General features: G+C 38.4%; 22 protein-coding genes and 1 pseudogene. 14 read left to right on the top strand and 9 right to left on the bottom strand.

Features of this window, described 5'->3' with window-relative positions; genetic code table 11:
- Positions 1–52 precede the first annotated feature (52 nt).
- The 7 genes and pseudogenes from PB1_RS04765 to PB1_RS04735 all read right to left on the bottom strand — a co-directional run bounded on the left by PB1_RS04765 (position 53) and on the right by PB1_RS04735 (position 7,542).
- Positions 53–1,708: an ABC transporter substrate-binding protein gene (locus tag PB1_RS04765; protein ID WP_003351086.1), complete on the bottom strand. Its 1,656-nt coding sequence runs from the start codon at positions 1,706–1,708 to the stop codon at positions 53–55.
- 44 nt (positions 1,709–1,752) lie between these two features.
- Positions 1,753–2,725: pseudogene (locus PB1_RS18515) on the bottom strand (ABC transporter ATP-binding protein).
- On the bottom strand, positions 2,722–3,786 hold the full coding sequence (locus PB1_RS04755) for an ABC transporter ATP-binding protein (protein ID WP_003351082.1): 1,065 nt from the start codon (positions 3,784–3,786) through the stop codon (positions 2,722–2,724). The pseudogene PB1_RS18515 and the gene PB1_RS04755 overlap by 4 nt, the downstream one beginning before the upstream one ends.
- Positions 3,787–3,799: 13 nt before the next feature.
- Positions 3,800–4,693 carry an ABC transporter permease gene (locus PB1_RS04750; protein ID WP_003351081.1) on the bottom strand — a complete coding sequence of 298 codons (894 nt, stop codon included), beginning with the start codon at positions 4,691–4,693 and terminating at the stop codon, positions 3,800–3,802.
- A gap of 4 nt (positions 4,694–4,697) precedes the next feature.
- Positions 4,698–5,633, bottom strand: a complete 936-nt coding sequence (locus PB1_RS04745) for an ABC transporter permease (protein ID WP_003351080.1) — start codon at positions 5,631–5,633, stop codon at positions 4,698–4,700.
- Positions 5,634–5,909: 276 nt separating this feature from the next.
- Positions 5,910–6,188 carry a glutaredoxin family protein gene (locus PB1_RS04740; RefSeq protein ID WP_003351079.1) on the bottom strand — a complete coding sequence of 93 codons (279 nt, stop codon included), beginning with the start codon at positions 6,186–6,188 and terminating at the stop codon, positions 5,910–5,912.
- Between the two features lie 16 nt (positions 6,189–6,204).
- The gene (locus tag PB1_RS04735) at positions 6,205–7,542 is read right to left on the bottom strand and encodes an LLM class flavin-dependent oxidoreductase (RefSeq protein ID WP_003351078.1); all 1,338 of its coding nucleotides are present in this window, start codon (positions 7,540–7,542) and stop codon (positions 6,205–6,207) included.
- Between the two features lie 305 nt (positions 7,543–7,847).
- On the opposite strand from PB1_RS04735, the gene PB1_RS04725 reads away from it, so the two are divergent.
- The gene (locus tag PB1_RS04725; protein ID WP_003350293.1) at positions 7,848–9,062 is read left to right on the top strand and encodes an IS4 family transposase; all 1,215 of its coding nucleotides are present in this window, start codon (positions 7,848–7,850) and stop codon (positions 9,060–9,062) included.
- A 153-nt stretch (positions 9,063–9,215) separates the two neighbouring features.
- Here PB1_RS04725 and PB1_RS04720 read toward each other — a convergent pair whose 3' ends face one another.
- A complete protein-coding gene (locus PB1_RS04720) occupies positions 9,216–10,073 on the bottom strand; it encodes an LLM class flavin-dependent oxidoreductase (protein ID WP_003351074.1) in 858 nt (285 codons plus the stop codon).
- A 141-nt stretch (positions 10,074–10,214) separates the two neighbouring features.
- Entirely contained in the window at positions 10,215–11,120 is a 906-nt protein-coding gene (locus PB1_RS04715) for a LysR family transcriptional regulator (RefSeq protein WP_003351073.1), read from the bottom strand.
- A 235-nt stretch (positions 11,121–11,355) separates the two neighbouring features.
- Here PB1_RS04715 and PB1_RS18025 point away from each other — a divergent pair, with 235 nt between their 5' ends.
- The 13 genes from PB1_RS18025 to PB1_RS04660 all read left to right on the top strand — a co-directional run bounded on the left by PB1_RS18025 (position 11,356) and on the right by PB1_RS04660 (position 24,729).
- On the top strand, positions 11,356–11,502 hold the full coding sequence (locus tag PB1_RS18025) for an AMP-binding enzyme (protein ID WP_003351072.1): 147 nt from the start codon (positions 11,356–11,358) through the stop codon (positions 11,500–11,502).
- A gap of 716 nt (positions 11,503–12,218) precedes the next feature.
- Complete coding sequence (locus PB1_RS04710; protein ID WP_003351071.1) at positions 12,219–13,235, top strand: ABC transporter substrate-binding protein; 1,017 nt, start codon at positions 12,219–12,221, stop codon at positions 13,233–13,235.
- Positions 13,236–13,256: 21 nt separating this feature from the next.
- Positions 13,257–14,129, top strand: coding sequence for an ABC transporter ATP-binding protein (locus PB1_RS04705; protein WP_003351070.1), 873 nt, complete (start codon positions 13,257–13,259; stop codon positions 14,127–14,129).
- A 3-nt stretch (positions 14,130–14,132) separates the two neighbouring features.
- The gene (locus tag PB1_RS04700) at positions 14,133–14,963 is read left to right on the top strand and encodes an ABC transporter permease (protein ID WP_003351069.1); all 831 of its coding nucleotides are present in this window, start codon (positions 14,133–14,135) and stop codon (positions 14,961–14,963) included.
- Positions 14,964–14,980: 17 nt separating this feature from the next.
- Positions 14,981–16,330 (top strand): LLM class flavin-dependent oxidoreductase, encoded by a 1,350-nt coding sequence (locus PB1_RS04695; protein WP_003351068.1) that lies wholly within the window; start codon positions 14,981–14,983, stop codon positions 16,328–16,330.
- Positions 16,331–16,482: 152 nt separating this feature from the next.
- Positions 16,483–17,271 (top strand): aliphatic sulfonate ABC transporter permease SsuC, encoded by a 789-nt coding sequence (gene ssuC / locus PB1_RS04690; protein WP_003351066.1) that lies wholly within the window; start codon positions 16,483–16,485, stop codon positions 17,269–17,271.
- A gap of 40 nt (positions 17,272–17,311) precedes the next feature.
- Positions 17,312–18,088, top strand: coding sequence for an ATP-binding cassette domain-containing protein (locus tag PB1_RS04685; RefSeq protein WP_003351064.1), 777 nt, complete (start codon positions 17,312–17,314; stop codon positions 18,086–18,088).
- 65 nt (positions 18,089–18,153) lie between these two features.
- The gene (locus PB1_RS04680) at positions 18,154–19,785 is read left to right on the top strand and encodes an FAD-dependent oxidoreductase (protein ID WP_003351063.1); all 1,632 of its coding nucleotides are present in this window, start codon (positions 18,154–18,156) and stop codon (positions 19,783–19,785) included.
- On the top strand, positions 19,782–20,126 hold the full coding sequence (locus PB1_RS04675; protein WP_003351062.1) for a 4Fe-4S binding protein: 345 nt from the start codon (positions 19,782–19,784) through the stop codon (positions 20,124–20,126). The genes PB1_RS04680 and PB1_RS04675 overlap by 4 nt, the downstream gene beginning before the upstream one ends.
- 21 nt (positions 20,127–20,147) lie before the next feature.
- Positions 20,148–21,176 (top strand): ABC transporter substrate-binding protein, encoded by a 1,029-nt coding sequence (locus tag PB1_RS04670; protein ID WP_003351061.1) that lies wholly within the window; start codon positions 20,148–20,150, stop codon positions 21,174–21,176.
- 420 nt (positions 21,177–21,596) lie between these two features.
- A complete protein-coding gene (locus PB1_RS18510) occupies positions 21,597–22,250 on the top strand; it encodes a UPF0236 family transposase-like protein (protein WP_420796289.1) in 654 nt (217 codons plus the stop codon).
- A complete protein-coding gene (locus tag PB1_RS18505; RefSeq protein WP_420796282.1) occupies positions 22,199–22,825 on the top strand; it encodes a UPF0236 family transposase-like protein in 627 nt (208 codons plus the stop codon). The genes PB1_RS18510 and PB1_RS18505 overlap by 52 nt, the downstream gene beginning before the upstream one ends.
- 698 nt (positions 22,826–23,523) lie before the next feature.
- Positions 23,524–24,729, top strand: a complete 1,206-nt coding sequence (locus PB1_RS04660; protein WP_003351060.1) for a trans-sulfuration enzyme family protein — start codon at positions 23,524–23,526, stop codon at positions 24,727–24,729.
- Positions 24,730–24,854: the final 125 nt, after the last annotated feature.

Genomic DNA, 24,854 nt, shown 5'->3' with positions numbered 1-24,854 from the left:
TTTAATCAATATTGTTTTTCAAACTATTATCTTGCTAAAATTATTTAAGACATTACTTTTTAAAGCTAACGTCATAAAACAGAGGATAGCCGACACTATCAAATTTTAGCCCTTGTAATTTTGAAGTAGTGGCCACTGTATATGGAAAAACATAGATAGGAATAATCACAGCTTGGTCAATTATTTTTTGTTGTACTTGTTTATACAACTCAGCTCTTTTCTCTTTATCGTTTTCTATTGCAGCTTTTTCTAACAAAGCATCAATCTCTTTATCTTTTAACCAAGGAATACTAAATCCTCCTTTATCCCATGTTTTTTGTGAATGGTAAAAAAGACGAAGATCATCAGGATCAATAGCGATTCGGCTATTACCTCGAAGATCATATGCATTTGGATCTTTCAAAATACTGTTCGCATCACTAGTTGTAATAATTTCTACCTTGACGCCAACTTCTTTCAATTGTTGTTGAACCATTAGTGAAATATCTTGTCTTTTCTCACGATTGATCGCATCGTTTACAATACGTAGCGTAAGAGTTTTTCCATCTTTTGTACGGAAGCCATCATCTGAATTTCTTTTCCAACCCAGTTCATCAAATAATTGATTAGCTTTTTTTACATCATAGAAATCTTTATTTTCAAAACTATTATTATATCCGAAGGTACTAGGTGCTAGTGCAGACCACGCTCTGTTATACGTTCCTAAATATAATGTCTTAAGAATAGTCTCTACATCTATGGCTGAACGTAGAGCTTGTCTAGCTTTTACATCATTCCAAGGTGCATTCGTCTGATTGATAAATAATGTATATGGTAGACCGCCGGTCTCAGGCTTTAGTAGATTAAAATTTTTATTTCCTTTAATCGAAACAACATTTTGTGGTGGTACCGCTTCAACCGCGTCCACTTGTCCGCTTTGGAGACTTCCGATTCGAGTTGCTTCTTCGGGAATGATTTTAAAAATAAGTTTATCTAAATATGCTGGACCGTCATGTTCAGCAAATGGATATCCTCCATGGTAATTTTTATTTTTTTCGAGTATGATACTGTCATTTTCTTTCAACTCAACAAATTTAAAAGGACCTGACCCTACCGGATGGGTTCCAAATTGATCCCCATATTTTTCTGCAGCCTCTTGTGAAATCATTGATAAATTTGAATGAGCAAGGAGATTTAAAAATGTCGCGGATGGTTCAGATAAGTTAATTTTCACTGTATAATCATCCAATATTTCGATAGATTTAATTTTTTCCATATAAGTAGCCGCTGTAGCAGCTTTTGTTTTCGGATTGAATATTCTGTCAAAATTATATTTCACAACTTTGGCATTAAATTTAGAACCGTCATGAAAAGTAACATCTTTTCTCAATTTAAATGTATAAGACTTTTGATCTTCTGATATCTCCCATTCTGTAGCAAGCCATGGCTCAACAGTATTATCTTTAGATAGGTACACTAAAGATTCAAATATACTTTTAATAACTCTGGTCGCAACAGCGAAACCACTTACATGAGGATCTAATGTATCTGGAGCAGTGGCTAAAGCATATGTAAGTTCTCCACCAGCAATTGGTTTGACAGTTGTATTTGTTTCTGAACTCACACTCGTTGATTTAGAATTACCGGAAAAAGAGCAGCCAGCTAGAAGAAGCAGGATACATATTGAAAATATAGATATTTGCTTGTATAATTTATTTCTGATTAACATAAAAATCACCCTTTCAAAAAATCAATTCGAATTATTTATTCTAGTTATTGAAAAACTAATGAAGAGTAATGGCATGCAACGAAACGCCCTGGTTTAAATTCCTTTAATTCAGGTACTTCAACACTGCAACGCTCTGTCGCTAACGGACAGCGCGTACGAAATACGCATCCTGAAGGCGGATTAGCTGGAGATGGTATTTCTCCTTGAATTGAAACAACGGTTTTCTTATAAGATGGATCAGGATGTGGAATAGACCTTATTAGTGCTTCTGTATAGGGATGTGCAGGATGGCTAAATAACTCTTCACTTGGAGCAATTTCAACCATTTTCCCTAAATACATAACACCTATCCGGTCAGAAATATGGCGCACAATATTTAAGTCATGTCCTATAAATAGATAAGTGAGTCCCAACATTTGCTGTAACTCTTCTAGCAGATTGATAATTTGCGCTTGTACAGAAACATCTAAAGCAGAAACAGCTTCATCCGCAAGAATAAAAGATGGATTTACAGCGATTGCTCTCGCAATACCAATTCTTTTGCCGCTGTCCACCCGAAAATTCATGTGGATAACGATAATACCACTCAGGATTCAATCCTACTTTCTTCAAAATCTCTTTCACTTCAGTTTCAATCTGCTTTGCCGTCAGGCTTTTTTGATGTACTTTTATCGGTTCAGCAATAATTGCTCCTACAGTCCAGCGAGGATCAATAGAGCCATAAGGATCTTGAAAAATCATTTGCATATTTTTCCTTATTTTTCTCATTTCTGAATTCTTCATCTTTGGCAATGATTGTCCTTTAAATAGTACATCACCTGATGTAATTTTCTCTAGTTGAAGAATCGTTCGACCTAATGTTGATTTACCACTGCCTGATTCACCTACTAATCCAAATGTCTCTCCTTCTTTAATAGAAAATGACACGTTATCTACTGCCTTAATTTGCTTATCTGAATGCTTCAAAGAGTAATATTTACACAATTCTCTAATTTCTAATAAAACTTTTTTCTCTATGACTTCTCTCTTTTTTCATCAAAGTTAGGTTCATTAATAATTACACGAGAATTATCAACCTTTTCTTGCTTAAACCAATCTTTGTCCTCCACTAACTGATTTGCATACCAGCAAGCACTGTAGCGACTATTTACAAATAATAGTGGAGGACTATCCACTTGACATTTTTCTGTAGCAAAAGGGCATCTTGGATGAAACCGGCATCCTTTTGGCATATCCGAAAGGCTGGGGATAGAACCTTCAATAGAATAAAGCTTAGTTTTACTAGCAGAATTTACTTTAAGAATCGATTGTAAAAGTCCGCGCGTATAAGGGTGATGCGGTTTTTGAAATATTTGTTGAACAGTTGCATCTTCAACTATTTTCCCTGCATACATCACAACAATTCGATCGGCTAGTTGTGCAGCAACACCTAAGTCATGTGTAACAAGAAGAAGTGCCATATTAAACTCTGTTTTTAACTCATTAAGCAAGTCAATGATTTGTGCTTGAATTGTTACATCTAAGGCTGTAGTTGGTTCATCTGCAATTAGTAACTCCGGTTCACACGCAAGGGCCATAGCAATCATTGCCCTCTGCAACATTCCACCTGATAGTTCATTTGGATACTGCTTCATTCGCATTTCCGGTTCAGAAATCCTCACCTTTTTTAGTAAAGAAATTCCCTTCTCCCATGCTTGCTTTTTTGAGACCTTTGTGTGATGAACGATTGTTTCTGAAAGCTGAGCTCCTATGGTAAAGACAGGATCAAAAGCAACAAGCGGTTCTTGGAAAACCATAGCAATTTTTTTCCCCCGTACTTGAGATAGCTTTTTTTTAGACATAGTAACTAAGTCTTTATAATTAAATTGAATTTTTCCTTTCGAGATAATACCATTCTCATAATCGATTAATCTCATAATGGATTTAGAAGTAACCGACTTACCGCTTCCTGATTCCCCAACTAAGCAAACCGTTTCACCTGCCTTTATATTAAAGGTGATGTCCGATACGGCTGCTAATACACCCTTTGTTGTTTTAAAATCAACTGTTAAATCCTCGATATTTAATAACGAGTTCAAATTTATCCCTCCTTCAGGCTATTCTTTTTTTGGGGTCGAAATAATCACGGAAATGATCGCCGATTATATTCACAGAAAGTACAAACGTAGTAATCGCTAAACCGGGAAATGTAGCAATCCACCAAGCAACTGCTAAATAACTTCTTCCTTGAGATAATAAAACCCCCCAATCCGGAATCTCATTCACAACGCCTAATCCAAGAAAACTTAAACCCGCTCCAATTAAAATAGCTGTTCCCAAACCATTGGAAGCCATCACTAACAAAGGTGGATAAGAATTTGGTAAAACATGTTTAAAAAAAATGATTATATTAGAAGTACCAATGGATTTTGAGGCCAATACAAACGTTCTATTCTTTACACTAAGAATCTGACCTCTCATTACTCTTGCATAGCCCGGTAACGAAGCAAACGCTATCGCCAGTATGAGGTTAAAAAAATTGGCTCCGAGCGCAGCTGCAAGAGCTAAAGCCAATAAAATACCAGGAATAGTTTGTAATATTTCGATAAATCGCATAAAAATGGTATCAACAATTCCACCAACATAACCGGAAATAATGCCAATTAAACTGCCAATAAATCCACCTACTAGGACCGCAGAAAAGCCAATTAATAATGAATAACGACTTCCATATACAACAACACTAAAAACATCTCTTCCAAAATAATCTGTGCCAAACAAATGATCTGCTGAAGGAGGCTGCAGAATTTGATCAGAAAACATTTTAGTTGGGGGATAAGGTGCTATCCACTGCGGTACTATGGCGCAGATAGTTAGAAAAATTATGATTGATACAGATAAGAAAATAAACAAATTTTCTAAGCGCAAAAATTTAATTCTGAAATATTTTCTGTGAGAAACGGAAACAACTTTTGGTTTCATGGGTACTGAAAATATTTCTCTCAATAGCTTATCCTCCTAACTGACTACGTCTAATTCTGGGATCAATCAATGAATAAGAGATATCAACTATTAAATTCAATGAAACATATATAATCGCCGTAAAGAAGACAACACCTTGAACAACTGGTAAATCTTTTGACATTATTGCATCTGCAACAATCCTTCCAATTCCTTGTCTAGCAAACACAGTTTCAGTAACAACTGCTCCTCCTAGAAGATCTCCGATAATTATTCCAATCATTGTAAGTGCAGGAATAAGTGCGTTACGCAAGGCGTGTTGATACAAAACAAGCCGTTCTGGAATTCCTTTGGAACGTAATGTTAATATAAATGGTTCATTGATCACTTCAAGCATACTATTACGAACAATTCGAACTATAAACCCCGCTCCTACGAATCCTAATGTTATACTAGGTAGAACTAACGTACTAAAACCATCTGATCCCATGGCTGGAAACCACCCCAAGTGAATGAAAAAAGACAAAATTAGCAAGATACCTGACCAAAATGTTGGCATCGATATCCCAAATAAACCAACTATTCTTGCAACATAATCAATCAGGCTATTATGATGAATCGCCGATAAGACTCCTAAAGTGACTCCAATAAAAATGGCGATAGCAGCACTGGAAATCGTCAGAAGGATAGTTGCAGGAAACTGAGCGAAAATTTTATCTAGGACAGGCTCGTCATTTATAATAGATTGCCCAAAATCTCCATGAAGTAAGCTTGATAAATAATATAAAAATTGTTGATGAAATGGTAAATCCAGTCCAAGCTCTTTTCGTAGACTATCGGCAATTTCTTGATTGGCCCCTGTTCCATCCAATAATTGATCTACTGCATCGCTCGGTAGAAAATAATTTATAGAAAAAACTAAAAACAACGAACCAAACAAAACGAATAGTGCGGTAATTCCTCTGTTTATTAGTAGCTTTAGCATAATTAACACCTTCTATTCTCTGATTTTTAATGTTACATAATGATATTTTGGTATTCTCAAACTAAAATTTTATAAAAAGTTTAAAGAACTATTTCTTCATGTATACAGATATTTCTAAGTAGATAATTAGAAAATAGAGAGGTAGTTTCTTTTAAATTAAATTTTGTAATTTTTTCTGATCTTACTCATTATCAGATCATGTTATGAGAATTGAGTGATAAGAAAACGATTAAAAATGTTTATCAATACATTGTTTACAAATAAAAATAATCAGAATTAAAACAGTAATTTTTCGCTATAAATATTTTTTAACTCTTTTTCAAGAAAGTGTGTCCCTACATTTGTTACACCTTTATAAACGTTATCTTGGCCAATTTCAACAACTGGTACGTGGCGAATGCCATATTTAATTTCTAAAATATCTCGTAGTTCATCCCGATTCGTTACATCGACTGTTTGATAGTCAACCTGTTTTTCTTTTAAAAATTGTTTGATTTCGTCGCAATAGTGACATCCTTCTTTTGACCATACGATAACTGATAATGGTTTTGACATCTTAAATTCCTCCCTATTAGTGAACTGATTCTATTGATTTTTTTGCATATATATTTTCTTTGTATGGCAGCCCTAAATTTCCGCGCAATGTATCACTCTGATACTCCCGACTATAGTAGCCCCGCTTTTCCAGAATCGGGATGACGTGCTGGATAAAATCAGATAAGCCGCTGCCTAAGACAGGTGGGGCGAAAATGAATCCATCAGCGCCTTGGCCATCCACCCAAGCAATTAATTGGTCGGCTACTTGTTCGTATGTTCCAAAAAAAGTACCTTTTGGTGACGTTACTTGCAAGGCCACTTCACGCAGCGTCAAGTTCTTTTCGCGTGCGGTTTGCTTAATCCGATCGGTTGTTGACTGGAAGCTGTTTTTCCCGACATCACCCACATCCGGGAACGGCTCATCGAGTGGGAACACACTGAAATCGAAGTGATCAAAGAATCGCCCTAAATAATTGAGTGCCTCTTCGATCGACACAAGGTTTTGAATCGCTCTGTATTTTTCTTCCGCTTCTTCAATGGTTGCACCGACAATCGGATGAATACCCGGAAAAATGAGAATCTCGTCTCTGCTCCGTCCAAACGTTTCTGCCCGCTGTTTCACATCTTCATAAAACTCTTGTGCATGTTCGAGCGTTTCTGCATTTGTGAAAACAGCATCTGCTTCTTTTGCAGCCAGATTTTTTCCAGTTTCTGATGAACCTGCTTGGAAAATGACGGGTTGCCCTTGGTGTGATCGTTCGATATTTAACGGACCTTCGACAGAAAAGAAACGACCTTTATGATTCAAAACATGAAGCTTATTAAGGTCAAAAAATTGTCCGGTTTCACGGTTTCGTACGAATGCATCATCTTCCCATGAATCCCACAATCCTTTTACTACTTGTAAATATTCTTCCGCAATTTCATACCGAAGTGAATGAGATGGATGTTCTCCTTTATTGTAGTTTTTTGCAGATCCCTCTAATGGGGAAGTGACTACATTCCATCCAGCACGACCCCCGCTTATTTTATCTAGTGATGCGAACTGTCGGGCAACAGTAAATGGCTCACTGTAAGTCGTAGATACGGTACCAACCAGCCCTATTTTCGATGTTACTGCTGCAAGGGAAGATAAAATGGTTATCGGCTCAAAGCGGTTCAAGAAATGAGGAATTGATTTTTCATTAATATATAATCCATCTGCAACAAAGGCGAAAGAAAATCCAGCTTCCTCCGCTTGCTGAGCAATGGACTTATAATATTGAAAGTTAACACTGGCATCTTTTGGAACGCTCGGGTCTTTCCATGCGTTCATGTGACCGCCTGGACCGTGCAACATGATCCCAAATTTAATTTGTTTTTTATGAGACATATTTATCATCCCTTTCTTCAATTATTAAGTCCTCAATCAAGTGGATCGGACTTAACAATTGAAAAGACCGAATCCGTTCTTCTACTTTTTGAAGTGGGGTATGCAAAATAAATTCATCCACTTGATATGCTTTATGAAAATTTGTTAAGACTTTTTTTACATATAAAGGGGTTCCGGCCACTAGCCTTGCAAAGGTTACAAATTCAGGAAAATAAAAAAAGGTTTACTAAAAAGAAAAAAACTCCTATTGTAGAATTGTTAGCTTGTTGTCCCATCAACAAGTTTTCTACAAAGGAGTTTTTATCATGAGCAATGTAAATATAGCTCAACCATCTGTTGTTCGTCAATGTTTTTCCCTTTTATCTACGGAAAAGCTTTCCTGTCCTCTTTTAAACTATGATCAAAAAAAATTAAGAGCTGATGCCCTTGTAAAAATTTTTGTTGCTGCTCAGCTGGGTAATTGGAGCTCATATACTGATATAGAGGAGAAATTACGGGCTGATAAAGACCTCATGAAAAGCCTAAATTTAGAAAGCATAAGTGGTTCACAACTAAGCCGTAGGATAAATGAATTACCAACTGAATGGGTACAAGATCTTTTTTTTCGAGTGGTCAAAGATATTGAAATTCAAACTAGAAATTTATCTGGTCTACCAAAGGGAATTGGGAGATTAGCCATAATTGACTCTTCTTCCTTTAAGCTGCCTGAACAGTTAGCTAACTGGGCTTATGTATCAAAAAATTCTACTCAGGTAAAAATGCACACCCGTTTAGTGGTAGCTTCTCCAGACATTGCTTTTCCAGACCAAATTATTCCATCAACTGGAAATGTCAGTGATTTTGAAGGTTCCGACTTCCTTGTGGTTGAATCTGATTCAACTTACGTCATGGATCGTGGATATGCTTCTCATAAAAAAATCAATAACTGGGCGGAACGTGGTATTTCTTTCATTGTAAGAATTAAAGAGCAGCACAAGGTAATCTATCTCGATAGAAAAATTTTAAACCATCCGTTGATTCGTATGGATGCGACAGTAAAGATTGGTGTAACCTCGAACGAGAAATTGCACCCGGTACGTCTCGTCGAATTTTTTGATGAAGAAGGACATCTATACCGAATTATTACCACACGCTTTGACTTACCGCCTGAACAAATAATGGAAATCTACCGTCATCGGTGGGCGATTGAGATCTTCTTTAGATGGATTAAACAACATCTTCGTTCAACCAAAATTTGGAGTACAAAACCCCAAGGAATCTGGAATCAGATGTTTCTTTCGCTGATTGCCTATGGGCTAGTACTACAAATAAAACTAAAGACACAAACGAAAAAAACAATATGGGGAGTACTGCGGTTAATCCGAACCTATTTACATTTATCTTGGCAGGAATTTGAAAAAGAACTGAATCGAAGGTGTACAAGGACATCAAAAGGGCGACAAAAAGTACCTAAAAAAAAGGAAGAAGACTTAGTTTTTGCAGAAAAAGTAGCAATGATAAAGCCAAAAAAGGAAAAATAATAAACGAAGTATAAATTACAATTAATATACATAAATTCAAATAAATGGGACAAAAAAGGCTAACTTAAATGGAGTTAGCCTTTTTTGCATCTAGATTAAAAAAGATTATGTTAAATAAAGTAAAATATTGAATTTATTTACTTTTATGCAAGGCTAGTGGGTTCCGGCAATAATATTGCTTGCTTGTTCTTCAATTTTGTAAGCTTCTTCAGCTTGCTTTCCGAATGCATGTGCCTGTTCTAATGATTGAACAGTTACCTTACGACCGCTTTGAAGATGTACTTTAAATATTTTTTGATCTCCCGCCAGTTGTTCTGCTTCTTTTTGGGAAGGGGCGGCAACAACTGCAACTGATACGATAAAACGTCCATCCGGATATCTATTTCGATAAACGTGTGCCGCTTCTTCAAGCACGTTGATATCACCATTAATAAATAGGGCGAATACAAAAGGAATTCCAAGATCAGCTGCTAGCTGTGCACTTTGTGGACTGGCCCCAAGCAAAAAAATTTCAGGTTTTTCCGGCGGTATTGGTGTAGCTTTTATGCCAGCGAGCGGATGATGTTTGTCGACTGAATCTTCAATTAATTTTCGTAAAAAAATTAACCGCTCTTCAAAATCTTTTCCGTCATTTATGGTTCCGAATTGTAGCGCTTTTGTTGACAATGGAAGTCCACCCGGTGCCTTTCCGATGCCAAGATCTACTCTTCCAGGTGCAAGAGTAGACAAAACGTGGAAATTTTCAGCGACTTTATAAGGGCTGTAATGTTGAAGCATGACCCCACCTGATCCGATTCGAATCGACTTCGTCCGGGCGAGCAAATACGAAATCAATACTTCCGGTGACGATCCAGCCAGCTGTTCCGTATGATGGTGCTCCGATACCCAGAAACGCGAGTAGCCCCATTCTTCGGCTTTTTGAGCGAGGCGGACTGTTTGCTGCAAGGCATCATACGCCGAAGAGCCCTCATTAATCGGACTTTGATCTAACAAACCAAGCTGATAACTCATACGCGTTTTCCTCCTGTATTAATTCTTAGTTCACAGGTGTGAATAATTGGTTTTTGTTGTGATTTATCCTACCACCGGAAACAGTGAAAAGGCAATACTTCCGGTGATAGAAAGATTTAAACAATTCATTAATAAATTCTATCAATTCGTTTGGGGTATTAATGAAACAGCGTTTTTTTCAAATTTTTCAATCGATAAAAGAATGGTATTCCATAAAAAAGGGGCTTCAGGTCCATAATACGTTCCATGAATTTGCTGTTTTAGCATCATCAAATGATCGACATTGATTTCCACAAGCTGGCCGGTCTCTAGTTCATTTTTTATACATAAATATGGTAAAAATCCGAATCCATTTCCACTTAGAATAAGAGACTTGGCAACTTCAAGATGATCTACCTGAAATTCAATCCGCGGTTCAACGTTAGCTACTTCAAAGATTTTGTGGACACGATTCCAGTCAAATGCACCGCACTCAAAAAACACCATAGGTTCAAGAGCCAGATGCTGTGCGGATAACTTGGACTGAAATTGAAATGGATGGCCCGGCTTTACAACGAGCCGTATCGAATTGTCGAGGAGTGGTTTGTGCTGCAACGCATGATGCGACACTTCTTTCATGAACGCCACATCAATCTGTTTTTGAAGAAGCTTATCCATCAGTACTTCGTTAGACGCTGAGATAAACTTAAAGCGAAGATCCGGATGCGCTTTTTTCCAGAGCGGCAGTGCAAATGGAATAAAATATTGGGATGTAATGAGATTGGCTCCGATGACAACCTCTTCCTGATCCGTTCTTTTTTTCAATTGTTTTTTCCCTTGCTGGAAAGTACGGAGAATCTGTTCAGCATATGGAACGAACATTTTTCCTTTTTCCGTCAGCGTTATGCCTCTACCCTCCCGTTCAAATAGTTCCGTGTCCAGTTCGCGCTCCAATGCCTTAATCCGTGCCGTAACCGTCGGCTGTGATAAAAACAACGCGTCGGCAGCTTTATGAATGTTGTTAAAATGGACGACATACATAAACGCTTCAATGTGATCAATGTTCATTTTTCTCACCTTCCTTTTTAAATAAGGAAACAAAAAAGCTCCCGAATGTAGATACACTCAGGAGCTTTTGGATGTCCAATCAGCTTCAAGCTATTTTGTTTTTATATTTTATTCATATTATTCCGATAAGTAAATAGAATTTTCGAAAGTTTTTGTCCTAATTAAAGGAAATTTTTTTCTCCATTTTTTATTTATCAGCGGCGGTGTAAATATTTATCCCCGTGAAAATAAGGAAGTGCTTTATACCAATCCAGGGATTCTCTATGTCAAAGTTTTCGGTGTGCCTGACCCTGTATGGGGCGAATCAGTAAAAGCCATTGTTGTGCCGAGAGAAGGGGCAAACCTCACAGAAGAAATGATCATTAAATACCTCAATAAGTGATATCGCTCTGAGTATATAAGGCTCAGTCTTCATCTCGTTAAAGTGATGAAGAACTGGCCCTTTTTCCTAACATAGCACTTCTAAATCGAATCTTGACTTTAAGGATTAATAATTTGAATTTCAAATATTTCAGCAGCTTCGTAATCCAGAAATTGAGGAACGTCAAAGATCTTATTTAAGTTATGTAATAATATTTCGGAAGAAAATATAAAAAGAAAAAATGGGGAAATTTTTCTCAATAGCGACTGATATCTTACATATTTAGAAAAAATGCAATAAATTTTATTTTTAGTAAAACCAAGTTGACAGATATGATTAATTTGAATTAAAATACTAACAATTAATATTATTCAAATTGTAGTGTATTAGTAAGTAAATGGAGTACATAGATATTGGTCTTTGTTTTATCTAAAAGGGGAGATAAAAGTTTGTGAGGTGTATAAATGAATAGTGAAGCTGATCGGAAAACCGAAGGCTCCAGACTCTACAATTTGTAGGGATTGGAGCTTTTATTATTTGAAAGGCAGGTAATTGGATGAATGATATTGTTACAATTTCCACTCTTTAGAATTCAGATCATCACCTAAATCCAGTCAATTAAACCGAAAAATGAATGATGAATGTATGGTTCTACCGGGCAACCGGAGACACGGATTCTATTTAATAGACTGTGTCTCTTTTTTTATTTATTTTGCATGAAACGTGGGGGAGAACAAATGAAGAAAAAATTAGCTAGTTTTCTATTATTATTAATTGCTTTCAGCTTAGCAGGCTGCGGAAATAGCAGTGTAAAGGGAAGTAAGGCAGAAACAAAACATGAAAAAACAACCATTGATTATCTAGCATTTACAGGTTCTGTTTATCCCGCAGAACTAGCTGAAGATTTAGGATATCTAGGTCCAATCAAATTAAATTTAAAAGGATTTGTCAACGGAGGACCCGAAAGCATTCAGGCAGCTGCAACAGGTGAAACAGATTTTGGGGGTGCATTTAATGGAGCGATTATTAAATTACTTGCAACAAATGCGAATGTGGAATGGGTCATTAATTATTATGGAACGAATGAAAAAACGTTTTTCGGAGCTTTTACAACAGAAGACAGCGAGATTAAAACAGCCCGTGATTTAATAGGTAAAAAAATTGCGATGAATACACTTGGTGCACATGGTGAATTCATCGTTAAAGAATATTTGCGAAAAAACGGCTTAACAGAAAAAGAAATTAAAAAGGTGACACTTTTAGCGATGCCGCCAATTAATATTGAACAGGCGTTGCGAAAGGGCCAAATTGATGTCGGACTTATCAATGGCGCTCTACAAGATAAAGCATTGGAGCGCGGCGGATTGAAACTTTTATTCAGTGATTATGACTTGTATGGGACTTTCAGTGCTGGCGGATATGTTTTAAATAAAGACTTTGCAAAAGAAAATCCGAACACAGCGAAAAAGTTTGTTGAAGGGGTAGCAAAAGCCATCGAATGGTCAAAAACAACACCGCGCGAAGAAGTGATCGCTCGGATGGAAAAAATCATGAAAGAAAGAAATAAGTCAGAGGATACTTCTGCATTGAAGTACTGGAAAAGTTATGGTGTAGCAACAGAAGGAGGAGTGATTCAAGAAAAAGAAGCACAGATGTGGATAAAGCAATTAGAGCAGGAAGGGCAGCTGCAAAAAGGACAGGTAAAAGCTACGAGTCTTTTTACAAATAAATACAATCCCTATGCAAAAAAATGACGAAAAGGAGCTGTTCTTTTTATGAATCCGAAAATAATCTTAAGAAATGTTAGCAAAGAATTCGTCGTAAAAAGCAAGGACAATAACGATGGCGAAAAAGACCAGAAATTTACCGCTTTATCAAATATTAATTTAGAGATTCAAAATGGAGAATTTTTCACGATTGTCGGTCCGAGCGGCTGCGGAAAATCTACACTATTAGATTTGCTTGCAGGCTTATCGGAACCCACTTCGGGGGAATTGTTAATCGATAATCAACCGGTTAAAGGAACGGGGCTAAACCGAGGGATTGTTTTTCAGCAGTATGCTTTATTTCCATGGAAAACGGCCCTTGGCAATATTGAATTTGGATTAGAAGCAAAAGGTATAGCGAAAAAAGAACGAATTGACATCGCAAAAGAATATTTATCATTAGTCGGACTTTCAAGGTTTGCCAATCATTATCCACATGAATTATCCGGCGGAATGAAGCAAAGAGTGGCGATTGCCAGAAGCTTAGCGTACGACCCGGAAATTTTATTAATGGATGAACCCTTTGCTGCATTAGATGCTCAAACACGTGATTCTTTGCAAATCGAATTATTAGCAATATGGGAAAAAACAAAAAAAACTATTATCTTTATTACTCATGGTATTGATGAAGCTGTTTTTCTTGGACAGCGAGTAGCCATTATGACAAGTAGACCCGGGAAAATTAAACAAATAATTGATATTCCCTTTACTGCTCATGACAGAGATGAACATTTGCGTTCCCACCATCTTTATGCCGAACTTAGAGAAGAAGTATGGAGCCATTTGCGCCAGGAAGTGATGAAAGCGCAAGTTAATGAATTAATCGATTTTCCGTCCCAAGTGGATGAACGAACCGGTAAATTCAAAAAAGGAGCGGTGTGATCAATGAGTAATATCGAACTAACAGGTACACTTCAGAAACGACCCAGCAAAAGTCATTCTATTAAATGGTTTATGCCATTTCTGAAAAAAACTATGAAAAAAAGCATCTTTCTGTTATTGTTCCTTGTTTTTTGGGAAGTTTTACCTCGTGCAGGGTTGGTGGATAGAGTGTTTTTGCCGCCCTTATCAGAGGTGCTACAAACGTGGTGGCAGCTCATGTTGTCAGGAGAATTAACAAGTCATATCAGCGCCAGCCTTGTTCGTTCTATTTCAGGTTATTTTTTAGCTGTACTAATCGGCATTCCAGTAGGATTGTTGATTGGTTGGTACACATTAGCCGGCGATTTATTAAATCCTGTTATAGAAGTGTTCAGAAATACAGCTCCTCTAGCTTTGCTTCCTGTTTTTACCTTGATTTTGGGTATCGGCGAAACATCGAAAATTGCAGTTGTTATTTATGGTTGCTTATGGCCTATTTTATTAAATACGACTAGCGGGGTAAGAAATGTTGACCCACTGTTAATTAAGTCTGCTAAATCGCTTGGATTATCACCTTTTAAAATATTTCAAAAAGTTATTTTGCCGGCTGCTATTCCTTCTATTTTCATCGGCTTACGATTGGCAGCTTCTCTTTCCATCCTTGTACTCATCGCTGCTGAAATGATTGGAGCAAAAGCAGGTCTTGGCTTTTTAATCAACTATTCGCAATTCAGTTTTCAAATTCCAAACATGTATGCCGGGATAATTACTATTTCATTTATTGGCTATCTAATCAACGCTGTGCTGATTAGGATAGAAAAAAAGTTTTCGAATTGGAAACCACAAAAAGAATAGAATAGGAGGAATCAATAGTGAGCAATGGGAAAAGTCATATGAAATTAGGGGCCTTTATTATGAGTGTAGGTCATCATGTAGCAGCTTGGCGTCATCCTGAAGCAGGAGCCACTGATATTTTGAATATTGATTTTTATAAAAATATTGCTCAAACAGCTGAGCGGGGAAAGTTTGACATGCTGTTTTTAGCTGATGTTCTCTCAGTACAAGATGATGATGTATCACTAAAATATAAGGCTTCTATTTGCTTTGAACCGCTGACACTTTTATCCGCACTTTCAACAGTAACAAAGCATATCGGCCTTGCGGCAACCATCTCCACTTCTTATAATGAACCTTTTCATATTGCACGCAAAGTGGCTTCATTGGATCACATAAGTAGAGGCCGGGCCGCTTGGAATGTCGTAACTTCCAATTTGGAAAGCGAAGCATTGAATTTTAACAGAAAAAATCATTTAGAGCATGCTGTCCGTTATGAAAGAGCAAGAGAATTTTTGGAAGTTGTGAAAGGGTTATGGGACAGCTGGGAAAAAGATGCATTAATTATTGATAAGAAATCAGGGGTTTTTGCCGATGAGAAGAAAGTTCATACTTTAAATCATCAGAAAAGATTTTTTTCAGTAAAAGGTCCATTAAATATTTCGAATCCTCCGCAAGGTCACCCGGTTATTATTCAAGCAGGATCATCTGAGGCAGGCAAACAACTGGCTGCTGAAACAGCTGATGTTATTTTTACCGCTTGGCAAACATTAAAAGAAGCGCAGGCTTTTTATAAAGAAGTAAAAAGTTTAGTAGAAGATTATGGCCGTTCTCCTGAAGATTTGAAGATTATGCCTGGCGTTTTACCTATCATAGGAAAAACAGAGCAAGAAGCAAAGGAAAAGGAACAACTTTTACAAGAACTTGTTCTTCCGGAACTTGGGGTATCGCTTTTATCCGGTTTGCTTGGGATTGATTTATCACCTTATCCTATTGATGGACCGCTTCCTGATTTGCCAAATGTCGATGAAATAAACGGCGGAAAGAGTCGTTATCAACTTCTTCTTGACCTGGCTAAGAGAGAAAAATTAACAATCAGGCAGCTTAGTTTGCGAATTGCTGGCGCAAGAGGCCACCGTACAATTAAGGGAACAGCTGAACAAATCGCTGATCAGTTGGAAGAATGGTTTATTAATGATGCGGCAGATGGATTTAATATTATGGCACCATATTTCCCGGGTGGACTTGAAGATTTTGTTGATCTTGTCATTCCGGAATTACAAAGAAGAGGGCTGTTTAGAACAGAATATACTGGAAAAACTTTACGTGACCATCTTGGATTAAAAAGACCTGGTAATCAATTTACAAAAGCCTTAGAGAAAGCATAATCTGACATAAAACTATCTTTTTTATAAAATGATAAGATTTATTATCAAATTTATTTTTAGAATACTAGTCGACCATGCAAATGGAGATTTCTCACCTTTTACAGGATATTGATGAGATGTCTCCATTTTTACTTTAAGAAGGGGATGATGAAATGAAATTAATACGAAACATAATCGCTCATCAGTGGTCAGTATGGATTGTTCCGATTATCGTAATATTTTTGTGGCAATTGTTAGGGCAAAATGGTTTGATCTCCCAAAATATTTTGCCCACACCGCTTGAAGTCGTGCAGGCATTTATCCAATTAAGTGAGGATGGGACTTTGTTAGATAATGTTGGAATAAGTGCACGAAGAGCTTTTATCGGGTTTGTTATTGGAGGTAGTATTGGATTTGCATTTGGAATGATTAATGGACTTTCTAGAATTTTAGAAAAACTGTTTGATAGTTCAATCCAAATGATCAGGACCATACCTCACTTGGCCCTCATTCCACTCGTTATTTTGTGGTTTGGGATTGGAGAATCATCCAAACTGTTTCTTGTTGCGCTGGGTGTCTCATTTCCAATATATATTAATACCTTTCATGGCATCCGATCCGTTGATAAAGGACTTATCGAAATGGGGAAAATATACGGTCTTCATTCATTTCATCTATTTGTAACGGTGATCCTGCCCGGTGCGTTACCATCCATTCTGGTAGGCATCCGATATGCACTGGGCATTATGTGGTTGTCTCTTATTGTAGCAGAGACAATATCTGCGGATTCAGGAATTGGCTACATGGCTATGAATGCCAGGGAATTTATGCATATGGATATCGTTGTACTGAGCATCTTACTATATGCATTACTTGGGAAGCTATCCGATTTAGTGGCTAAATTTTTTGAAAAGAAATGGTTGCAATGGCACCCTAATTACAACCCTTCACTCAATCATTAATATTTGAATTTTAATTTAAAAGAAAGAGAGAGTGAACATTATGAAAAGAAAACAGAAAGGAATGGCACTTGAATTAGAAAGAGTTGAAAAATCTTTTGGAGAAAACATGGTATTGAAGGAGATTAATCTTTCTATCAAGTCAGGTGAGTTTATAGCCATAGTAGGACGAAGTGGGTGCGGAAAAAGTACACTGTTAAGACTTATCGCTGGACTTGAACCGGCCAGCAAAGGGCGAGTAATTACGGATGGAGAGGTTGTGGAAAGTATTCATGCAGATGCCCGATTTATGTTTCAGGATTCAAGGCTACTACCATGGAAGAAGGTGCTTACGAATGTCCAGATTGGGACTAGATCACGTTCTAAAATAGAAGCTCAAGTTGCTTTAACCCTAGTGGGGCTCGAAAATCGCGGCAATGAATGGCCGATTGTTCTCTCAGGTGGACAGCGCCAACGGATTGCTTTGGCTCGTGCACTTGCCGGAGAACCCCGTCTATTACTTCTCGATGAACCGCTTGGAGCGCTGGATGCACTTACTAGAATTGAAATGCAACAATTAATTGAAAGATTGTGGCTTCAACAGGGTTTTACAGCTATTCTTGTTACCCATGATGTTAGTGAAGCTGTTGCTTTAGCAGATCGCGTTATCTTGATTGAAGATGGTGAAGTAACAATGGATATTGCTATTACTTTAAATCGTCCACGAAGAAAGGACTCACATTTCTCCTATTTAGAGAAGATGATTTTAGATCGTGTTATGGGATTGCAGGAGTCTAACTTAATAGAATTTTCAAAACCTAAAATTTCTCGTTCCATTTAAAGATTATTTTTGTAAAAGGTTACATGATGAGTACTTTATCAATCTAATTTTCAAGGAGGTTATTTATGGGGAAACAGCTTTTAAGAGGAACTTTGCAAAATAGCGAAGGTAGAGAATTGGAAACCGATGTACTCGTTATCGGTGGAGGCCCTGCAGGAGCTTGGGCTGCCATTAATGCGGCTTCAAAAGGAGCCAGGGTCATTCTCGTGGATAAGGGATACTGTGGAACAAGCGGTGCTACAGCGCCATCCGGAACTGGGGTTTGGTATGTAAACCCTACTCCAGAGGACCGGGAGGCTGCAATGAAAAGCAGGGAAGCTTTAGGTGGGTACTTGGCTGATCGAAAATGGATGACATCCGTGCTAAACAAAACTTATGACAATATCAATCAGTTAGATGCATGGAAGTATCCTTTTCCACTAGATGATGAAGGAAAGCCACATCGTAATAGTTTGCAGGGGCCCGAATATATGCGCTTGATGCGCAAACAGGTAAAAAAGGCTGGGGTGAAAATCTGGGATCATAGTCCGGCTTTGGAACTTCTGGCGGATGAATATGGAGTAGGTGGAGCATCTGGGGTTTTTACCACAACAGGTGAGCAATGGACAGTTAAGTCGGGGGCTATCGTTATTGCGACTGGTGGGTGTGCATTTCTTAGTAAAGCGTTGGGATGCAACGTTTTAACAGGTGATGGCTATTTGCTTGCTGCTGAAGCAGGGGCAAACTTATCCGGAATGGAATTTTCAAATGCTTATGCTATTGCACCAGCTTTTGCCTCTGTTACGAAAACAGCGTTTTATACATGGGCTACCTTTTACTATGAGGATGGCTCGATAATTGAAGGAGCAGGATCTCAAAAAGGACGATCCGTGATTGCGAAAACATTACAAACACAGCCAGTGTATGCAAGGCTCGATAAAGCTGATGACGAGATGCAGAAATGGATGCGCAAAGCACAACCTAATTTCTTCCTTCCATTTGACCGTGCAGGCATTAATCCATTTACACAGCGCTTTCCCATTACTTTGAGATTAGAAGGAACAGTACGTGGAACGGGCGGCATTCATCTCGTGAACGAGAATTGTGCAACTAAAGTGCCTGGTTTATACGCAGCTGGAGATGCTGCCACACGTGAATTCATCTGCGGCGGATTTACAGGCGGAGGTAGTCACAATGCAGCTTGGGCGATGTCATCAGGTTCATGGGCCGGTGAAGCGGCAGCTGAATATGCCTTAAAGCTTGGTGCAAATTCTAGTAAACGGAATGTAGTTGGAGTTTCCAGCACGCCGATTGTTTCTAATTTCAAAAGAGATACACAATATGGAACCGTTTCCCATGAAATTACAAAGGCCGTACAAGCAGAAGTGAATCCATACGATATTAACCTATTTAGAACTGAAAGTAAGCTACAGCCTTCTTTACAGCGGCTTGACCAGATTTGGAAAGAAATACGGGCTGGTATTTTGATAGATGAAGCCAATGTAGTTAAAGCAAGGGAAGCTGCCGCTATGACGGCTACTGCTCGTTGGATGTATTCCTCGGCCTTGGAGCGCAAAGAGACACGAGGTATGCATAAACGTTTGGATTATCAAGAACAAGATCCCGCTCAGCATTATCGAATTCTTACAGGGGGACTGGATAAAATCTGGGTTAAACCAGAATCGTCGTTAAAACATAAGGAGGTTATTACACGATGATTGAATTAATTAGTGAATCAAGATGCATTAGCTGTGGTTTATGTGTTTCAGTGTGCCCTACAGGTGTGTTTGACCAGGAAAAAGGAAATGTACCGGTCATTGCTCGTAAGAAAGACTGCCAAACTTGCTATATGTGCGAAGTATATTGCCCAGTGGATGCAATGTATGTATCTCCGAATGCCGAAAAAGAAGTAAGAGTACAAGAGGAAGAGCTTATTAAGAGTGGGATTTTGGGAAGCTATCGGAAAGAGATTGGTTGGGGAAAAGGCAGAATTGCTGGTGCAGCCTTTGACGCTTCCTATAAAATGTTCCAGTTAATGAGCAAGATGCCGGGACATTAATAAGACATAGGAGGAAAATTCATGGAAATGACCAGCAATCACAAAAAGAAACGAGTCTTAAAAGGACTAACCGGAATATTGTTTCTAACTTTTTTTCTTATCGGAATCATAGGGTGTTCGAACGATTCCCAAACAACCGCCGCGCAAAGTTCTGCGCAAAAAGGCAGTTCGGATTCGTCGGTTCTGCGTATCGGATACGTTGGATCAAGTAAAGATAATATCCCTACAGGAGTTGAGGGGTGGGCGATTCAGAAGAAATTACTGCAGCAGGAGTTAAAAAAGAAGGGTATAGAAAAATTTGAATTCCATGCTTTTCCTAATGGTCCGCCGCTAAATGAAGCAATTGCAGCAGGAGAATTGGATATAGGTATATTAGGAGACACCCCTGCGATTGTTGGCAAATCGAACGGACTGAAAACAAAGTTGATTAGCCAGACTTCAATCAACAGCAATGTATGGTTGATTACTCCTAAAAATGGAGTGAAATCTGTCGAAGAATTGAAAGGGAAGACTGTAGCTACTCAGTTAGGTTCGTACATGTATCGTTACCTGATAGGGCTGCTAAAAGAAAAGGGATTGGATAAGGATGTTAAAATTGTAAATATGTTGGCAAGTGACGCGGAAGCTGCTTTAGAACGAAAAGATATTGCAGCCTATGCTTTCCCGACAAACTCTGGTCCACTTATAAAGTCAAAAGGTTTTCCTGTTATTGATGAAGCTAAAGATCACCCAGAACTTCTGGGTAGCAGCGTTGTCGTAATTACTGATGATTACTTATCCAAATATCCAGACCTCCCAAAAATATGGAACGATGTTCGTAAGCAAGCATTAGAAGATTTGTTAAAGAATCCGGAGGGGTTTTATCAATTTCAATCTGAACAAGTTGGTTATCCAGTAGAAGTAATGAAAGATTCATTGCCTCTAGATAATTTAAAATTAGATCCGCTTTCCGAAGAAGGTATAAAACTTCTTGAAGGTACAAAAAAGTTTTTGGTGGAAGAAGAATTTGCGAAAAAAGATTTCAATTTGAAGGATTGGATTGCCAAATAAACACGTTTTAAATTTTACTATCAGCCTAGGGACTGCTTTTAACTTCACACAAAGTGACGATGCCTTGCGTGTGATACAACTGGATAAATACAATTTCTTTCGCTAACGTAATATCAGGTATGAGTAAAATGTTTGTGGGTAAAAGAAATTAACCTCTTCAATAGGTGAAGGATGGGGACATCCTTTACCTATTGAAGAGGCCACCAAGCGATAGCGCGGTAGATTGAGCAAAAAACAAGAAAAAAGGGCCCTCTTTTTGTACAGTAGAGTTTGAAAAGAACCTAGACAAAAAGGAGGAGCCCTCATGGAACATTCTATCGAAAAATGCCCCACAATTAAAGAGATTGAGAAAAGATTATTTATCGTCCTCCAACAAACATTTGGAAAATCATGAAAGAGATCTTGGAGGACATTGATTTGATGATTGCGAAACATCGGGATAAAAAGAGATTTCAGCTGAAAGATAAACGGGAAGTCCAGATCGATACCTCGTTTGGTCCTATCATCATTAAACGAAATTATTATCGCGATTGTTTAGAAAACCGTTATCTTTGTTTGCTTGATCGATATCTTCAATTTGATGGAGCCAAAGGATTTAGTCCATTGTTGGAAGAGTGGGCTTTAGAACTCGCGGCTACGGGTCCTTCTTATCGGCATGCCGTTAAACAATTGGAATCTTTGCTTGGATATAAAGTTATGAGTCATGAAGCTCTTCGCCAGCATCTACTTCAAACGGAGGTAGACGTGAAGAAAAAGAAACTGGCTCCGCGTGTTTTATTTATCGAAGTGGATGGGCTATACACAAAGCGCCAAGGCGATAAGAAACGAAGAAAAGAACTTAAAATCGCAGCCGTACATGAAGGCTGGGAGAAGAACGGTAAGCGTGTCAAGCTTCTTCATAAACGTCACTATCTTCACCTGGGAAAAGAATCATTCTGGGAAGGGTTTAAAGCATTTCTTGAAACCAACTATGACTATGATGCGACACAAACCAAGCTGATTATCAATGGGGATGGAGCAAGTTGGATTACGGCTTGCCAGGATCATTTTCGAGAAAATTGCTTTTATGTCTAGACCGTTTTCACGTGGCAAAAGAAATACGTGCTATATGTAAAGATCATCCACGATATCGTGAAATGCAAAAAGCATTAAGCCAATATGATCCGGAAAAACTGCTTGTCGAGTTAACGAGTGCAGTGGGAACTCTTGGACCAGAGGCCGACGAAAAACTCGAAGAATTAATTGATTTTCTCACAAAGCATAAAAAAGCCCTTCGAGATTACCGTGAATGGTTGAAAGATCAGGGGATCGATACAGAAGGCATGCGACCAATGGGAAGTGCAGAATCCACAATGAGTGTATTTGCAAAACGAATCAAAGGCGGGAGAAGTTGGAATGAGAAAGGATTGATGGCCCTTGTCAGTGTGTTTATTGGGATCAAAGATGGATTGTCTATTAAAACACTTTGGGGACGCTGGGAAACACTGAATCAAGAAGAAGAAAAGAAAAATGTGAAACAACAGGCAAAAACACTGAGTGAAAAATACAAGAAACAAGTGCAAGAAATAACTCGGAACAACCTAAGATATTTACAGCAATCAGCAGGAACCCCTATTTATCACGCATTGAAATCTCTGGTAGGATTTTAAAAAACCGAGAACGCTTAGCAATCAGGAAATAAAGTAAATAGAAATCGTATACATAAAAAGTCATGAAATAAGCTCTCTGTACAAAAAGAAAAATACCCACAAAAACTTGACTCAGTCAAAGAAAAATAGGAAATTGATAACATTTTTATTTTAAGGTAAAATAAAGTCAAAATAATTTTGACAATTATTAAAATGCTGTTATTGTAACTATTTTTTGAATTTTATCTTAACCATTAGGAATTGAAACTATGATGTGCCGTTTGAGGATGCTCCCCTACAGTCAAGTTTTTATCTTACCTATGAGGTTTTACAACATTTCGAAGTCATTTTTCCTAGTTTTGAGTTAGCAAGAAATCAGAAATAAATGCAACAAATTTTATTGTGAACACAATAAGTCTTCTTTCCCTTCATTTTCTCCCTATAAACCTATTTACTATTGAAGCATACTGTTAGCCTGGACAATGAAAAAGTGAAAATTCGGTATTGAAACCCAAGATCCCAAAAATAATAGCCTCATATTTACTGCCCCATCTACTCAAGCCTTTTGTTAAACATTTATTTTCCCTGAATTTTTTTAAGTTCATTTCAAAAATGTAGAATATAGCTTATATATATTATATTCTGTATTTAAAGGAAAATTTTTTTAAGATATTAATAATAGATAAAAGGGAGCTAATTAAAGAAAAGGAGAGAGAATTTTGAACAAAGGTAATAACCATAAAGAGCTGAATTTCGATGAACTGCAAAACGAAACCTTAGTAGTACACGCCGATGATTGGGTGACAAACGATCGGACACTGGCTCCTGCAATTTATTACTCAGCCACGTTCCGTGCAGATAATGCCGCCGAATTCGCGGAAATGGCAGGAACTCCTCGTCATCCTCAGTATTACACTCGATACGGCAATCCAGTGCACGAGCGGGTAAAGAAGGTAATGGCTGAGCTTGAAGGCACAGAAACAGCATTGGTAACTGGCTCAGGGATGGGGGCAATTGCTACGACAATTTTAGCGCTGGTTAGTGCAGGCGACCATGTGATTGCGCAGACGCGGCATTATATGAGTACCGCCAAGATCATGGACGAGATGCTGCCGCGATTTGGTGTTGAAGTGACCTTGGTCGAGCAAGCCGACGTGTCTGCCTTTGCTGAAGCTATTCGACCCAATACAAAGTTAATCATGGTAGAGTCTCCAGCTAATCCAACATTGGTAATCACAGATATAGCCGCCGTAGTGGAGTTGGCCCGCCCGAGAGGCATCATCGTTGTGGCGGACAACACATTCTCGTCGCCGATTAATCAGCGACCTCATGATTTGGGCGTCGATGTGGTCGTACATAGCGCAACGAAATATTTAGGCGGTCACCATGATTTGACAGCGGGTGTGATTTGTACAAGCGAGGAATTAGCTGAGCGTATTTGGCACACGCATATTTCAATCGGCTCGGTTCTCTCCCCAATGGACGCATGGTTGCTATTGCGTGGTTTGCGTACCCTTCCGATTCGGGTCGAACGCATCAATGCTAACGCTCTTGCCCTGGCCAAGTTTTTGGAGGAGCAGCCGCAAATTGAGCGGGTGTATTATCCCGGTCTTGCCAGCCATCCGCAACACGAGTTGGCAAAACGCCAGATGCGAGGTTTCGGCGGGATGATCGCCTTTGCAATTAAAGGCGGTTACGAAGAGACACAGCGCTTCGTTTCTGCATTGAAACTGTCGCTTAACGCAGTCAGCCTGGGTGGGGTCGATTCACTAGTGGTACATACAGCAGCGATGTGGGAAGGCGTGATGAATGAGGAGCAAATGCGGACTGCTGGGATTCCGTCCAATTTCGTACGCTTTTCGGTCGGCATCGAGCATATTGAAGACCTGAAAGCGGATATGTTGCAAGCTCTGCAAGTGGTTTGAGGGCCCGATTTTTTGGGTTTTTATCTTAACTATGAGGGATTGAAACAAAGCAGGGCACGTCATATAAAAACAGGCTGAAGAGTTTTTATCTTACCTATAAGGGATTGAAACTATTAGTGGTAATG

Source organism: Bacillus methanolicus PB1, from assembly GCF_000262755.1.
GTDB classification, from domain to species: domain Bacteria; phylum Bacillota; class Bacilli; order Bacillales; family Cytobacillaceae; genus Bacillus_Z; species Bacillus_Z methanolicus.
The sequence above is the reverse complement of the archived record's forward strand: the minus strand, read 5'-3'. Positions and strand labels throughout refer to the sequence as shown.